Source organism: Viridibacillus arvi, assembly GCF_001274945.1.
GTDB classification, from domain to species: domain Bacteria; phylum Bacillota; class Bacilli; order Bacillales_A; family Planococcaceae; genus Viridibacillus; species Viridibacillus arvi.
Map to the genome: position 1 here is coordinate 1,050,948 of NZ_LILB01000005.1, position 12,986 is coordinate 1,063,933.

Sequence of the window (12,986 nt, forward strand, 5' to 3'; positions counted from 1 at the left end):
TAAGCATCTCCTACAGGGTTTTTTTAAAACCTTTTAAGTTTAGTCACCACTTCCCCAATTTTCCTCCTAAGATTTTCTTGAGATACTCATGGACCCAAAGCAATCAATTTCAATTTGATCTCTTTCAAGTTTTTTATGTCATTCTTTTCTATCATCTCAAAAAATTTGTTTATATTATATACGTAGTTGATTGGAGCGGAGGTGGCGACTCCTGCGGAAAAAGCGACTTGGCGCCGCCCGCGGAATGCGACCACCGTAGCGGAAATCAACGATCTTATCTATTTATTTTTTTAAAAAGACCATAGACAAACTCAAATTTATTCGAGTTTGTCTATGGTCTATAAAACGAACGTGTTGCTTTTTTATTCTACAGTGACATTCTTTAAATCATCAGCTTCTGTTGGATGTGCTTTAAAGTCTTTTACTGATTTAGATGCTGCTAATAGTGGTGTGGAATGTACTAAAGGTAATACTGGAGCTTCTTTATGCAAAATAAGCTGAATTTGTTTGTATATCTCTTTACGTTTTTCTACATCTTGTTCAGAACGACCAGCTTGTAGAAGCTTTTGAACTTCATCATTTGAAAATTGGGAGTTGTTTAATGATCCATCTCGATCAAAGAACAACGATAATAAATTGTCAGGATCACCATTATCACTTGTACCACCAAGTAAAAATAAATCTGCTTCCCCTGCTTTTGTTTTCTCTAAATATGTCGCCCATTCGAATGACACAATTTTTGTTTTAATCCCCACATCTGCTAAATTCTTCTGAATCGCCTCAGCAACCTTTTGGCCATCTGGCATATATGGGCGCGGTACAGGCATTGCCCATAACTCTAATTCTTTGCCATCATAACTAGACTCCTTCAATAATGCTTTCGCTTTTTCTGGATCATAATCATATAAAGGCGTATCTTCGTTATAACCCAAAGCCGTAGGTTGCACCGGATTTTTTGCTGCTAATGCTTTGCCTTCAAAGAATGTGTCCGCTATTACTTGACGATCTACTGCATGGCTAATCGCCTGACGTAACTTTATGTCTGTAAATGGTGCTTTATTTGTTGTCATCCCTAAATAGCCGACATTAAATGAAGGGCGTTCAATTAAAATAATTTGATCATTTTGTTCTACAGTCGAAATAGATGCAGGCGCTACTCCATCTGCAATATCGATTTCTCCACTCAACAATGCATTTAACCTTGCTGCATTATCTGGCATAGCTTTGAATATAACACTATCAAGCTTTGGTAATCCATCTTGCCAGTAACCTTCGTTTTTTGTCAAAATGACTGAATCATTTCTTTTCCATTCTGAGAATTTGAATGGACCTGTCCCTACAGGGTTTTCTCCAAATTTTTCTCCGTCTTTTTCAAAAGCGGTTGGACTGGCAATTGAAAAAGCCACCATTGCCAAATTATTTAAAAGTGGCATCATAGGTTTCTTTAATTGGATGATGAATGTATAATCTCCATCAGCTTTTACGCTTTCAATAATATGATTTTTGTCGCCTTTAAAACCGCCGAACATGTCTGCATAATACGGAAATTTATCTGCACTACCATTCATCCAGCGTTCGAAGTTTTTAACAACGGCTTCCGCATTAAAGTCTGTACCATCATGAAATTTAACATTTTCCGCAAGCGTAAAAGTATACGTCTTACCATCATCAGAGATTTTCGTATCTTTAGCTAATCCAGGTTGTGTTGATGTATCTTGTTCGCCGAATACTAATAATGTTTCAAAAATATTGCGTGCTACTTTGAACGATTCACCGTCCGTTACTGTACTTGGATCTAACGAAACTGAATCCGCTCCTCGGCCATAAACAATAGTTTGTTTGTCCTTGTTATTTACTTTATCACCAGATGATTTTTCACCTTTTGTATCATCAGATGAACATGCCACCAATAGGAAAAACATAGCCATTACGACAACGCTGAATCCTAATCTCTTATTCTTCATAAAACTCCCCCTCATCCTATTTTCTTACTTCTACCAATTATAAATATATTTTCATAATTTTCAAATAATATTATTCGTAAAAAAATGCCTGCAACAGATTTGTGATCCGTTGTCAGGCATTTCAGTTATTAGTTAAGTTTTAGAAAAAGATATCTAAAATGTAGAAAATCAATGCAGCCATTGCTGCAGCTGATGGCATTGTAATAATCCAAGTCATAATAATTTTACGAGCTACTCCCCATTTAACACCTTTCACACGTTGTGCAGCTCCAACCCCCATAATAGCGGAAGAAATAACATGTGTAGTACTAACTGGCAAGTGAATTAATGTTGCACTAAAGATAACTGAAGCAGAAGCTAGGTCGGCTGCTGCACCGTTAACAGGGCGCAATTTCATAATTTTACCACCAACTGTTTTGATGATTTTATAACCACCGATTGATGTTCCAAGTCCCATTGCTACTGCTGCGGAAACTCGAACCCATCCTTGAATATCATCGCCAGATTGTAATCCTCCAGCGATTAAAGCCATTGTCATAATACCCATTGCTTTTTGCGCATCATTCGTACCATGTGTAAACGATTGAAGTGCAGCCGTACAAATTTGTAAATATCGGATTCCTTTATTTGTACGATACAAATTTGCATTTTTGAAAATGACTTTGAATAAAGACATCATCAAGAAACCCGCTGCTATAGCAATAAAAGGTGATAATAATAAAGCTTGTAATATTTTCACGAAACCTGTGTAGTTCAAGACACCAAAACCGGCTGCTGCTATAGCAGAACCAGCGATAGCCCCAATAATCGCATGAGATGAACTAGACGGAATTCCATAATACCAAGTAATTAAGTTCCAAATAATTGCTGCAAGTAATGCAGCTAAAATAATCACAGAACCATTTGATAATGCGAAAGGATCTACGATGTCTTTCGTAATTGCCTTGGCAACACCTGTAAATGTGATTGCCCCGATAAAGTTCATAACTGCAGCCATTATTACTGCCACTTTAGGTGGCAAAGCTCGTGTCGATACTGAAGTAGCAATGGCATTTGCTGTATCATGGAAACCATTGATAAAGTCAAATGTCAGTGCAAAAATAACAACTAAGACTGTTAATAAGAGTATTGTATCCATTCGTGACTCCTGCTCCTATGCATTACGCATAATAATAGTTTCCATAGTATTCGCTACATTTTGGCAATCATCTGCAATATCCTCTAATTGTTCATAAATATCCTTGAACTTAATAAGTTGGATTGGATCTTTTTCATGCAAGAATAGTTGCTTAATGGATGTACGAAGCACTTCATCACATTTGCTTTCATAATCTTTTATTAAAATGGCATGATCACGCATACCAATTAAGTTTTTCGTTTTTAATAATTCCATTGCTTTTACAATTTCATCAGCACTTTTCACGATATAGCCGATAAATGTATTCATTGAATCATCGATATCGATTAACGCGAACATGTCGAAGTGTGCAATACATTCTTCCATTCCATCAAGAACGTCATCCATACTGTTTGCAAGCGCAAGAATATCTTCTCTTTCAATTGGGGTCATAAATGATTTATTCAGCATCACGATTAATTCATGAATGAGAGAATCCCCATCCGTTTCATATTTTTTCATTCGTTTGCTAATTTCTTCTAAGTCTTCCAAACTCTGAATGCGGAAATCGTTGGCATAATGCATTGCCTCTTGTACATTAACTGCAATTTTTGCTAAAACCTCAAAGAATGGATCTGGCTTTTTTCGATTAAACATAAATTCCTCCTGAAAAAGTTAGTGTCAAAACATATATTTGTCCTGAACGCTAAATTAGCTTAACAATAATTTAATAGAATATCTGCAATTTTTACATATTCTATGACAACTTTTACAATCCTGTAACATTAGCGTTCACAATTTCGAAAAAAAATTGTTCCAATGTGGAAAATCACATAGTTTCATTTGTCGAAAATTACCGAAAAATATACATCCTGTTGAATAAAAAGACCTTAAATACTAGGCTTAACCCCTTGATAAATATAACATTCCCTTGTCAATATCGAATTTATTTGTAAACGCTTTATTTTTCGACAAAATACCTACCACTTTAATATAGAATGTAGGTTTTACAATTTACAAAACTAACGATTTCGGCAAAGGGAAAGCCTTTTGTCGTTGACGACACGACAAATATGAGTTCAACTTCAAAAACTATAGAATCGTTAAACAATAAAAGAAATTCTCGTATACCTTCAAAGATACATACACCATAAACGCTTCTCTCAACCATGGAAATCACAGAATACAAAAAAAGAATACGGTAATAAAACTAATGAATGTGGGGAAAATTGAAAATGAATTATAACAAATTCATTTCAGAGTAGTATGTCCAACATTAAAAAAAGCAATCGTGTAAATCTCAAATATTGATTTTTTAGAATATCCCTTTCTAAGTGAATTAAAAAAAGATGTGCATAATATCATACACATCTTAAATCTTTCCTATTTCACTGACTTGCGATAAATGCGCTGATTGGTTGAAATCGCCAAGTATCCATCTATCATCTTGAATTGAAATATAACTGATTCCTGCATTTGCTAATCGTACTTCCTGCGGAAAAGTTCCACCATTCTCGAGTAGTGTAAAAAGTGCATGAATAACCGCTCCATGGGCGACTAGAATGACTCGTTCATTTGGATGCTGCTCGTGTATTTCAACAAGTCCGTTTCGTAACCTTGCAAGCACTGAGTCCAAGGGTTCTTGATTTGGATATTGTTTATCTGGAAAAGCTTTTATACGTTCTTCCATATCCATACCTTCTGCTTCTCCGAAAGAACGTTCCTTAAATTCCTCAATTTCAATTAGAGGTATGTGTAATTGTTCGTTAATTATTTCTGCTGTATGTTTTGCTCTTGATAATGGACTTGTATAAATTGCAGCCCAGTTAGTATTTTTGAAAAACACACCACATTCTTTTGCTTGTTGGATTCCTTTATCATTAAGAGGTACATCTGTTACACCTTGTAATCTCCCTAGTGCATTCCATTCCGTTTCTCCATGTCTTACCACACAAATTTCTGTCATGTTAGTACCTCCTAAACTATCTTTACTTTAGAGTATCATATTATATTCCAGCTGTATGCATTAACACTACTCTCCAGCCATCGGGGTCTTCGATTGTCTTACCTTCCTTCTCCCAATAAGGATTTTCTGGTGGAACTGTATTATAGCCTAATTCACCTAATCTCTTGATAATCGTATCAATCTGTTGTTGATTGGGTATATAAAATACAATTAAATTGTCTTCAGTTGGTGCTGGGCAAGGGCTCCCATCTTTGTGTTGGGTAAATTCCAAATGATATGTTGCAGTTGGAAGCCCAATCAACAAACCTTCATAACCTCGCCCTGTAAATGACCCAATTTTAGTCAATCCTAAACCTTCACAATAAAAACGCTCAACTTGTCGTAACTGATCTGTAGGTCTAGCAACCCTAACCTGTGTAACATGCATATTTTCTGACCAATCGTTATTCATTCTTACCACCCCTTTGAAAGGATATTACCATTTAATTAAACTTATTTGTTCCGCCAGAAGATTGAACAACATATCACTCTTTTGATGTATTTCGGTTTTATTTTTTCAGTACAACACTGCATAATAAAGTTAAATTGAAAGGGGTTATACATATGGATTGGTTTGAAAAACTAAATGAATATTTTCCCGTTGAGGAAATGAAATCACGTCAACATATAGAACTTTTATTGAAAGACAAGGTAGGTATTTATAAAAAGTTAGAAGACGAAAAATACGTATTAACATATGTAGATCACCCTAGTTTTATATTTGTCGATTATTTATTTGTTTCTTCGTCTGCACGTGGTGAAGGATTGGGTGGGGAAATTTTAGAGCATTTAAAAGGCAATGGCAAACCAATTTTATTGGAGGTAGAATCACTTGAACAAGCTGAAGAAGACACTGACAAGCGATTACGCTTCTATAAACGTCACGATTTCAATTTAGCATCACATATTTGTTATTGTAGGCATCACATATTTGTTATTGTAGGCATCATGTAAAGACAGGAAAGCCACTGAAAATGGATATTCATTACTGGGCTCTAACGGGTGTTGCTGAAGAAGAAATACTTCGACATATGAAATGGATATATGAAAATATTCATGCGTACGAAGATGAACTTCTTTATGGTGCGAAGTATGAACCGACCGATAATGTATTGTATTTTATTAAATAATGACAAGGTAATAGATAAATTAAAAAAAGACTTTTCGCAATTGCGAGAAGTCTTTTTTTATATATTAGCTAGCTTTTTTAAACCCAGCTTGCTCCGCTTCTTTTTCAGTACAGAACATTTTTTCCTCTTTTACTGCATCATAATTGTTGGAGCCTGGCATATGATAAAGCTTATTACCCTTGCTGTTTATATTTCCCTTAATAGTGCAACTTGTTTTATTTGATTGATTTGAGCTGTCGGATTTATTTGAGTTTTTTGTTTGCCCTTCAGTAGACGCCCTGCTTCTCACAGCCGATTTATCAAAACCTCGATTTGTTACATAACCGTCGTATTGCCAAATTCCTTTTCTCAATGCTTTAGCTTCATCTTGAATTTTCTCAAAAGCTTTCACATTTGTAGTATTCGGTTCATATATATATCCAACACGTACAAGACCTTCACGGATAAGTTGCTCTTGAACACTTTTCCCATCTGCATATATATAAGCAAGAAGGCGACCATATTTATCTTCATGTTCACCAACATCAAATTCAATAGAAACTTGCTTTGCGTTGTTCAATATTTCACGATTACGAGCCTGCGCTTCTCGTCCAAAAGGTTGTTCACCTAATTGTTTATGGTACATTTCAGGCGCATCTACTAATAAATAGCGTACTTTTTTTGTTTCTCCGTCGTATTTTACTTTAATCGTATCACCGTCCATGATACTTACTACTTCGACATCAATTCGATTTTCTGATTCATCTTTTTTTGTCACTGTAGCTTCTGTACATGCTTGTAGTATAAATACTAGAAAGCCTATCAGAAGGAGTCCCCATTTTTTCATTGTCATCACCATCGTAATCTTAACATAAACTATTAGTTATCGGCTTACTTTCAGCATTTAGAGCATAAAAATACCCAGTCTTTGGCAGAGGACTGGGTATTGACTAGATGGATATTAATCTGTTGTAGTACCGTATGGTTTAATGTCTTTGATTAATTTACCTTGCTCTTCTAAATCACGAATACGATGTGCAAGACGTGACGCAGCAGATGCAGCAATGCTTCCAACTAAATCATCTAGGAATGTGTGAACACCTTCACCCGCTTTTGTATCAAGTTGCTGTATTATTCCGATTTTCTGTTTATCTAAATGCCCAAAAGTTGTTACAGCAATACTACCATAAGTAAATACTGCTCCTAAAGCGATTGTCTCATCCACTCCAAATAATCCCTCATCGGATTCAACTAATTGTTGTAGTGGCGCTGACAGTAACTTTTTCTCTGCTAATTCATCTAACTCAATCCCTACTAAAATTGCATGTTGAATTTCACGTTTATTAAGTACTTTATCAACCGATTCAATACAATGATCTAGAGATAGTCCTTCATTATATGCAAATTGCATTTCATACACAATTTCCGCGATATCCTTTAATGTAACACCACGGCGTTCTAATGCATCACGCGCCGCTTTAGCGACTACTTCTGATGAAACTTGAAGTTTTTTGTTATACATGACTCATCCTCATTTCCATATTTATAGTCCTTTATCATTACTATTATACCTTTACTTCCTTATATGTTACAATTTTCGTACAGAAAACTGAAGGAGTGACAGCTTTGAATCGTGGCACAATCACAGACATAGATTTTTTCAGTGAATCCTTACAAGAGGACATCCATCTATTAGTTTACTTACCAGCAAACTATTCACCACTTTATAAATACTCAGTGTTAATCGCATCTGATGGTAAAGATTATTTCCAACTCGGTCGAATCTCTCGAGTAGTAGATGAGTATTTGGAGCAAGGTGATATCGAAAATTTAATAATTGTAGGTGTACCTTATAAAAGTGTAGAGGATCGACGACAAAAGTATTTGCCAAATGGAGAAAAACATGAAGCATACTTGCGCTTTTTAGCACATGAACTTGTTCCTTATATTGACGAGCATTACTCTACATATCAAATGGGGATGGGTCGAGCATTGATTGGAGATTCGCAGGCTGCGACAGTTTCTTTACTAGCAGCCATCCAATATCCCAATATTTTTGGTAAGGTATTAATGCAGTCACCTCTAGTAAATGATAATGTTTTAGAAAAAGTGCAACAGGTACAAGATGTTCATGCTTTTTCAATCTATCACGTTATTGGTACAAAAGAACATGAAGTAGTAACTATGGATAAGAGTATTAAAGATTTCCTTACACCTAATCGTGCATTACATGAGTTGATAGTCAACAAAGGCTTTTCTACTTTTTATGATGAATTCGAAGGAAATCACTCATGGAAGTTTTGGCAACCTGACTTAAAACGTGTCATAAAACAAAACTTTAGTCTTTAACATGTATTTCACAATGAATATTATCTTTTTTCTGTTATACTGAAAATTAAGAAAAGCTATATAAAACTACTTAGGAGGTACGGAATAATGAAATACGGTATCGTTGCATTTCCATCTAAGAAACTACAAGATTTTGCGAATTCATATAGAAAAAGATATGACACGCATTTCTCTAAAATCACACCTCATATTACTTTAAAAAGTGTTTTTGAAGTAGATGATTCAAAAGTGAACGAAGTTACTAGTATGCTCCAAGAAATTAGTAAACAATTTAAACCGCTTTCAATTCACGTATCAAAAGTCAGTTCATTTGCGCCAGTGAACAACGCTATCTATCTTAAAGTGGAACCAACAGAACAACTTCAAAAATTATATGATGCATTGCATGCTAAATCATTCGGACTAGAACCAGAATATAAATTTGTGCCGCATATTACTATTGCACAAGATATGTCCTCAGGTGAACATGATGATATTTATGGTCAGCTACGCATGACTGATGTTCATTCCGAAGAAGTTATTGATCGTATTCATTTACTTTATCAATTAGAAGACGGTTCTTGGACGGTTTACGAAACTTTCAGACTGTCTGGAGCTGAGTAATTTTTGGTTTTTGCTAAAATAGTTGAGACAGAGAAAGAGTTACGAGACGCTTTCTTTGTTCGGGAGGAAGTCTTCGTTAAAGAGCAGGGTGTTCCTCTGCCTTTAGAAAAAGATGAATACGACAAAGACGCAACACATTTCGTAGCATACAATGGCGAAGAACCGATTGCAGCAGGCAGAGTCCGTATAGTCGACGGTAATATCGCTAAAGTAGACCGTGTTTGTGTATTACCAGATTTTCGAAGAAAACAAATCGGTGTTTTAATGATGGCACATTTAGAAAAATACGCTAAAGGTCATCAATTAGCAAAAGTGAAGTTAAATGCTCAAACACACGCTATTCCTTTCTACGAAAAACAAAATTATATAATTACATCACCTGAATTTTTGGATTCTGGCATTCCATATCGCGCAATGGAAAAGGAATTCTAATAATAAGTTGCTAAAACGCTGAATAATCAACGTTTTAGTAGCTTTTTTATTTGCTGTTTGGTACTTGAATCTCTTTTTTATTGTTTTTTTCGACTTTCTAGTTGTAAATATTATAATCAATCATCTAACTTCCTAAGTTCTATAACAAAAAGAGCCAACCACAGTTGATTGTAAACTCAACCATGGATTGGCTCCTTTTTATTATTCGAAGTACCGTATAATAATCGTCTATAGTATTTTTTTAACATATTTACTATAATATTTACCTCTATCAGTAACTTTTAGATCAAATTTTGGTAACTCTGCTGGGTTAGGATGGATGAATTGTTGATGGACTTGAAGGGAGTTCCCACGATTTTTGTTTTTTTCCTTGTTCAATTGCATTTCAGTAAGTTCAGCACGCATATCAAGCACTCGTTCAAAATGAGATTGCTTTTTTACCTTTGCAATTGTATGAACGTGAGCATAATTAAATGCTTTCGTGTTCATACGTTCTGCATATTGCGTTGCTTGTAACGGCTGAACTGGTAGAATGTAGCCCATCACAATCCCCTCCTATACTATAACTTTTCCTGCAAAGACATATTTTCGATTAAAGTTAGTATATTACTGAGAATATTATTTTATGCTATAACATTTTTTGAATTTTATTCAAATCTAAAGAATTACCATCTTTTAAGATAGATGCGACGATTTTTTCTTCTAGCTCTTTTGTTACTGGTTTATTTGCTAGTTGAGATACTTTACGAATAATTTTTCGAATTTGGGTTTCGTCTTGAAAATCTGCATATTGAATAGCATTTGCTAATGCAAGTACATCTTCCATTGGTACACCCGTTTTTCCTTCAATTTTTCGAAAGAATGAGCTTTGCATTTAAGTTCCCCCTTTTTAACCGATAAAACTAGATAAAGCTTGCGCCAACAATAATCAACAAGATGAATAGAACAACGATTAAGATGAACGTTGAACCATTGCCGCTATGGCCGCCATAGTAGCATTCGTTTCCGCCGCCGTAGCCACCGCCGTAGCCGTAACCATAACCTGAGAATCCAGACATAAGAAATCCCTCCTCTCTCTCACCGTATTGTATGCAACGGTTTACAGAAAGAAGAGGGCGTTTGAACTAGTCGATATTTCCTTTTGACCGAAAAATTAAAGCTCCTATAAATCCAAATATGATGGCTGCACTAATACCCGAACTCGTCACTTCAAACATACCTGTTAAAACTCCTATCCAACCATGTTTTTCAGCTTCCGCTAAAGCACCATGTGTCAAAGAGTTACCGAAAGACGTAATAGGAATTGTTGCGCCTGCACCAGCAAAATCAATAAGCGGTTCATATAAACCAAAGCCATCTAAAATTGCACCAGTGACAACTAAGATGGCTAATGTATGTGCAGGTGTTAATTTACCTACATCCATCAGCAGCTGACCAATTACACAAATCAATCCGCCAACAATAAATGCGATTATAAAAGAAGTAAACATTTTATTCCCTCATTTCATCGTTACTTCGATTGCGTGTGCAACAGTTGGAATCGATTGATTTTGTTGCACAGATAACTGCGACAAGAGAGCTCCTGTTGCTACTAATAGCACTCGTTTCATCCGTCCGCTTTTTAGCTCTGCTAATATTTCGCTAAAAAAAACAGATGCGGAGCAACCTGCTCCACTTGCACCAGCTAAAAACAATGGATCATCTCCGTAATATTCCGCACCGCCATCACGAATCGTTTCTAACTGTTTTGTCGTAAATCCAGATTGTCTTAGCATTTCTTTTAAAATGGGCAAGCCAACTTTTCCTAAATCACCTGTCATAATAACATCGTAATCCTGAACTGTTTGTCCTCTACCCTTTAAATGTTGATTAATAGTTGAAAATGCTGCAGGTGCCATTGCTGCACCCATATGAAATGGGTCAGATTGTTGATAATCCGCAACTTTTCCAAAAGTAGCGGCCTCAATACAAGGTTCACCTTCTTGGTGCTTACCAATAAGTGCATAACCCGCAGCAGTTACTGTCCATTGTGCAGTTGCTGGTTTTTGTCCTCCATAATCGACAGGATATCGGAATTGCCTTTCTATGGCGTTATGCTGACTCGCAGCACCTGCAATAGCATAATGGCTACCACCTAGCTCCGTTAATAAACTGGCGATGATGACGGCTGCTGTGGACGTAGCACACGCTGAGTACATACCGATAAAAGGACTTCCTATAGTACTAGCGGCAAAATTCGTCGGCGTCATTTGATTGACTAAATCTCCTCCGATAAAGAAATCTACCGCATCCATTGTCAATTTCTTTTTTTGTAATGCAATTTGTGCGGCTTCTTCAATTAAATGTTGATGTCCCTGCTCGTTTGTTTTTTGATCTGCCCTTTCATCATCAAGCACTAAATCGAAGTTTTGCGCAAAAACACTTCTCTTTTCCAATGGACCAACTACTACCCCGGCTGCTAAAATGGACGGCTTAGAAGGAAAATAAATTACACCTTTATCCATCACCAGTGAGTCACCCCAATCGTTACTAAAATTAATTTGACAAGTGCTACAAAAAAGGCTGAAACAACACCAAATAAAATAACAGATCCTGCTAGTTTAAAGATATTGCCACCCACCCCAAGTACTATACCTTCTGTCTTATGTTCAATAGCCGCTGAAATAACCGCATTCCCAAATCCAGTAACTGGTACGGCTGAACCAGCTCCTGCGAATTGCCCAAGCTTTTTATAAAGTCCAAATCCCGTTAGTAATAAAGAAATGAAAATCATTGTTGCTACGGTTGGATTACCAGCTGTACGCTCTGTAAAATCAAAATTCATAATATAAAAAAATGAAATAGCTTGACCGACTGTACAAATAATGCCTCCAACTAAAAAAGCTTTTAATACATTTAATCCAATTGGCGTTTTAGGTGATAGTTTTGTTTGTAATTGCTCGTAATCTTTTTGGTTCATTAGGTTTCTTCCTTTGCAAGATCTTGTAATTTCTTAATTTTCTTTTTTAACTCTTCTTCTGTTAATTCTTTTTTCATCAGTTTTTGAGCTTCCCAAGATATTTTGAAGTCAGTACTTACGAGTACGTCTTTACCAGGGAATTCCTTTTCAAATTTCTTCTGTAGATTCTCTTCTATTTTGGTTCTCTTCAATTTTGAAAAAGGTTTTATCTGTACCCCCACTAATACAACATCATCCACAAAGACAGCAGTACCTTTTTTAATCGATTTTTCTTCTTTCAGAAGCTTTTCAATTGCCGATTGCGATCCGTTATCACCCGCTGCATGATAGGTAGCAAATTTTTCCTTCTGTTCCCCAGCGCAAGCGACTAATAACTGGATGCTACATGCTAAAATCAAAATCCTAAAAACGTTTCTCTTCATATACGTCACCTTTTTTTAAAAACAGT

The 12,986-nt window shown here is 35.9% G+C and carries 19 protein-coding genes; 5 read left to right on the plus strand and 14 right to left on the minus strand.

What is annotated here, in order from left to right; all coding sequences use genetic code 11:
- Positions 1 to 362: 362 nt before the first annotated feature.
- The 5 genes from AMD00_RS14355 to AMD00_RS14375 form a co-directional block, all read right to left on the minus strand.
- Positions 363 to 1,964, minus strand: a complete 1,602-nt coding sequence (locus tag AMD00_RS14355) for an ABC transporter substrate-binding protein (RefSeq protein ID WP_053417699.1) — start codon at positions 1,962 to 1,964, stop codon at positions 363 to 365.
- A 139-nt stretch (positions 1,965 to 2,103) separates the two neighbouring features.
- Positions 2,104 to 3,102, minus strand: coding sequence for an inorganic phosphate transporter (locus AMD00_RS14360; protein ID WP_053417700.1), 999 nt, complete (start codon positions 3,100 to 3,102; stop codon positions 2,104 to 2,106).
- Positions 3,103 to 3,117: 15 nt separating this feature from the next.
- Positions 3,118 to 3,738 (minus strand): DUF47 domain-containing protein, encoded by a 621-nt coding sequence (locus tag AMD00_RS14365; protein ID WP_053417701.1) that lies wholly within the window; start codon positions 3,736 to 3,738, stop codon positions 3,118 to 3,120.
- A 715-nt stretch (positions 3,739 to 4,453) separates the two neighbouring features.
- Positions 4,454 to 5,047 (minus strand): histidine phosphatase family protein, encoded by a 594-nt coding sequence (locus AMD00_RS14370; protein WP_053417702.1) that lies wholly within the window; start codon positions 5,045 to 5,047, stop codon positions 4,454 to 4,456.
- Positions 5,048 to 5,087: 40 nt separating this feature from the next.
- Positions 5,088 to 5,498, minus strand: coding sequence for a VOC family protein (locus AMD00_RS14375; RefSeq protein ID WP_083446235.1), 411 nt, complete (start codon positions 5,496 to 5,498; stop codon positions 5,088 to 5,090).
- Positions 5,499 to 5,650: 152 nt separating this feature from the next.
- Between AMD00_RS14375 and AMD00_RS14380 the strand changes: the two genes are divergently transcribed.
- Both AMD00_RS14380 and AMD00_RS24215 read left to right on the plus strand, forming a co-directional pair.
- On the plus strand, positions 5,651 to 6,040 hold the full coding sequence (locus AMD00_RS14380) for a GNAT family N-acetyltransferase (RefSeq protein ID WP_322787048.1): 390 nt from the start codon (positions 5,651 to 5,653) through the stop codon (positions 6,038 to 6,040).
- Positions 6,041 to 6,060: 20 nt separating this feature from the next.
- Positions 6,061 to 6,216 carry a hypothetical protein gene (locus AMD00_RS24215; RefSeq protein ID WP_322787049.1) on the plus strand — a complete coding sequence of 52 codons (156 nt, stop codon included), beginning with the start codon at positions 6,061 to 6,063 and terminating at the stop codon, positions 6,214 to 6,216.
- Positions 6,217 to 6,280: 64 nt separating this feature from the next.
- Here the strand turns inward: AMD00_RS24215 and AMD00_RS14385 are convergent, their stop codons facing one another.
- Both AMD00_RS14385 and AMD00_RS14390 read right to left on the minus strand, forming a co-directional pair.
- Entirely contained in the window at positions 6,281 to 7,054 is a 774-nt protein-coding gene (locus tag AMD00_RS14385) for a thermonuclease family protein (protein ID WP_245639525.1), read from the minus strand.
- Positions 7,055 to 7,156: 102 nt separating this feature from the next.
- Complete coding sequence (locus AMD00_RS14390) at positions 7,157 to 7,717, minus strand: phosphatidylglycerophosphatase A family protein (protein WP_053417704.1); 561 nt, start codon at positions 7,715 to 7,717, stop codon at positions 7,157 to 7,159.
- Positions 7,718 to 7,821: 104 nt separating this feature from the next.
- On the opposite strand from AMD00_RS14390, the gene AMD00_RS14395 reads away from it, so the two are divergent.
- The 3 genes from AMD00_RS14395 to AMD00_RS14405 all read left to right on the plus strand — a co-directional run bounded on the left by AMD00_RS14395 (position 7,822) and on the right by AMD00_RS14405 (position 9,579).
- Positions 7,822 to 8,544: an alpha/beta hydrolase gene (locus tag AMD00_RS14395; protein ID WP_053417705.1), complete on the plus strand. Its 723-nt coding sequence runs from the start codon at positions 7,822 to 7,824 to the stop codon at positions 8,542 to 8,544.
- A gap of 87 nt (positions 8,545 to 8,631) precedes the next feature.
- Positions 8,632 to 9,147 (plus strand): YjcG family protein, encoded by a 516-nt coding sequence (locus AMD00_RS14400; protein ID WP_053417706.1) that lies wholly within the window; start codon positions 8,632 to 8,634, stop codon positions 9,145 to 9,147.
- A 3-nt stretch (positions 9,148 to 9,150) separates the two neighbouring features.
- Positions 9,151 to 9,579 (plus strand): GNAT family N-acetyltransferase, encoded by a 429-nt coding sequence (locus AMD00_RS14405; protein ID WP_053417707.1) that lies wholly within the window; start codon positions 9,151 to 9,153, stop codon positions 9,577 to 9,579.
- Positions 9,580 to 9,807: 228 nt separating this feature from the next.
- On the opposite strand, the gene AMD00_RS14410 is transcribed toward AMD00_RS14405, so the two are convergent.
- The 7 genes from AMD00_RS14410 to AMD00_RS14440 all read right to left on the minus strand — a co-directional run bounded on the left by AMD00_RS14410 (position 9,808) and on the right by AMD00_RS14440 (position 12,960).
- Positions 9,808 to 10,122, minus strand: a complete 315-nt coding sequence (locus tag AMD00_RS14410; RefSeq protein ID WP_053417708.1) for a hypothetical protein — start codon at positions 10,120 to 10,122, stop codon at positions 9,808 to 9,810.
- A gap of 85 nt (positions 10,123 to 10,207) precedes the next feature.
- Positions 10,208 to 10,453: a stage VI sporulation protein F gene (locus AMD00_RS14415; RefSeq protein ID WP_053417709.1), complete on the minus strand. Its 246-nt coding sequence runs from the start codon at positions 10,451 to 10,453 to the stop codon at positions 10,208 to 10,210.
- Between the two features lie 28 nt (positions 10,454 to 10,481).
- Positions 10,482 to 10,637, minus strand: a complete 156-nt coding sequence (locus tag AMD00_RS14420) for a YjcZ family sporulation protein (protein WP_053417710.1) — start codon at positions 10,635 to 10,637, stop codon at positions 10,482 to 10,484.
- Positions 10,638 to 10,703: 66 nt separating this feature from the next.
- Positions 10,704 to 11,069, minus strand: coding sequence for a stage V sporulation protein AE (spoVAE, locus tag AMD00_RS14425; protein WP_053417711.1), 366 nt, complete (start codon positions 11,067 to 11,069; stop codon positions 10,704 to 10,706).
- A 9-nt stretch (positions 11,070 to 11,078) separates the two neighbouring features.
- Complete coding sequence (locus AMD00_RS14430) at positions 11,079 to 12,083, minus strand: beta-ketoacyl-[acyl-carrier-protein] synthase family protein (RefSeq protein WP_053417712.1); 1,005 nt, start codon at positions 12,081 to 12,083, stop codon at positions 11,079 to 11,081.
- Positions 12,083 to 12,538 (minus strand): stage V sporulation protein AC, encoded by a 456-nt coding sequence (gene spoVAC, locus AMD00_RS14435; protein ID WP_053417713.1) that lies wholly within the window; start codon positions 12,536 to 12,538, stop codon positions 12,083 to 12,085. Before spoVAC ends, AMD00_RS14430 begins: the two co-directional genes overlap by 1 nt.
- On the minus strand, positions 12,538 to 12,960 hold the full coding sequence (locus AMD00_RS14440) for a YhcN/YlaJ family sporulation lipoprotein (RefSeq protein WP_053417714.1): 423 nt from the start codon (positions 12,958 to 12,960) through the stop codon (positions 12,538 to 12,540). The genes spoVAC and AMD00_RS14440 overlap by 1 nt, the downstream gene beginning before the upstream one ends.
- Positions 12,961 to 12,986: the final 26 nt, after the last annotated feature.

Bases quoted from the DNA above. Each gene is read 5' to 3' on its own strand.
- AMD00_RS14380 (WP_322787048.1), top strand. From the start codon at position 5,651: ATGGATTGGTTTGAAAAACTAAATGAATATTTTCCCGTTGAGGAAATG.
- AMD00_RS14385 (WP_245639525.1), bottom strand. From the start codon at position 7,054: ATGGTGATGACAATGAAAAAATGGGGACTCCTTCTGATAGGCTTTCTA.
- AMD00_RS14420 (WP_053417710.1), bottom strand. From the start codon at position 10,637: ATGTCTGGATTCTCAGGTTATGGTTACGGCTACGGCGGTGGCTACGGC.
- AMD00_RS14375 (WP_083446235.1), bottom strand. From the start codon at position 5,498: ATGAATAACGATTGGTCAGAAAATATGCATGTTACACAGGTTAGGGTT.
- AMD00_RS14355 (WP_053417699.1), bottom strand. From the start codon at position 1,964: ATGAAGAATAAGAGATTAGGATTCAGCGTTGTCGTAATGGCTATGTTT.
- AMD00_RS14360 (WP_053417700.1), bottom strand. From the start codon at position 3,102: ATGGATACAATACTCTTATTAACAGTCTTAGTTGTTATTTTTGCACTG.
- AMD00_RS14415 (WP_053417709.1), bottom strand. From the start codon at position 10,453: ATGCAAAGCTCATTCTTTCGAAAAATTGAAGGAAAAACGGGTGTACCA.
- AMD00_RS14440 (WP_053417714.1), bottom strand. From the start codon at position 12,960: ATGAAGAGAAACGTTTTTAGGATTTTGATTTTAGCATGTAGCATCCAG.
- AMD00_RS14430 (WP_053417712.1), bottom strand. From the start codon at position 12,083: ATGGATAAAGGTGTAATTTATTTTCCTTCTAAGCCGTCCATTTTAGCA.
- AMD00_RS14410 (WP_053417708.1), bottom strand. From the start codon at position 10,122: ATGGGCTACATTCTACCAGTTCAGCCGTTACAAGCAACGCAATATGCA.
- spoVAC (WP_053417713.1), bottom strand. From the start codon at position 12,538: ATGAACCAAAAAGATTACGAGCAATTACAAACAAAACTATCACCTAAA.
- AMD00_RS14400 (WP_053417706.1), top strand. From the start codon at position 8,632: ATGAAATACGGTATCGTTGCATTTCCATCTAAGAAACTACAAGATTTT.
- AMD00_RS24215 (WP_322787049.1), top strand. From the start codon at position 6,061: ATGGATATTCATTACTGGGCTCTAACGGGTGTTGCTGAAGAAGAAATA.
- AMD00_RS14370 (WP_053417702.1), bottom strand. From the start codon at position 5,047: ATGACAGAAATTTGTGTGGTAAGACATGGAGAAACGGAATGGAATGCA.
- spoVAE (WP_053417711.1), bottom strand. From the start codon at position 11,069: ATGTTTACTTCTTTTATAATCGCATTTATTGTTGGCGGATTGATTTGT.
- AMD00_RS14390 (WP_053417704.1), bottom strand. From the start codon at position 7,717: ATGTATAACAAAAAACTTCAAGTTTCATCAGAAGTAGTCGCTAAAGCG.
- AMD00_RS14365 (WP_053417701.1), bottom strand. From the start codon at position 3,738: ATGTTTAATCGAAAAAAGCCAGATCCATTCTTTGAGGTTTTAGCAAAA.